Annotated in this window: 1 rRNA gene; it reads left to right on the top strand. The window is 44.5% G+C overall.

The annotated features are described in order from the left end of the window. Positions 1-60: ribosomal RNA gene (locus tag C170_RS27395) — 16S ribosomal RNA — on the top strand; the annotation flags it as partial. Positions 61-211 lie beyond the last annotated feature (151 nt).

Genomic DNA, 211 nt, shown 5'->3' on the forward strand with positions numbered 1-211 from the left:
ATTGGGGTGAAGTCGTAACAAGGTAGCCGTATCGGAAGGTGCGGCTGGATCACCTCCTTTCTATGGAGAATCGTTTCCCGAGTGGAAACATTCAAATACGCAGCTTAGCTGCAAAACACTCACTCGTTGCTCAGTTTTGAGAGCTCAAACTCTCAAAACAGCTTGCTTTTGCATGGAGCTTGTTCTTTGAAAACTAGATATCGAAACGAAA

The sequence above is a fragment of the Paenibacillus sp. FSL H7-689 genome (genome assembly GCF_000517905.1).
GTDB classification, from domain to species: domain Bacteria; phylum Bacillota; class Bacilli; order Paenibacillales; family Paenibacillaceae; genus Paenibacillus; species Paenibacillus amylolyticus.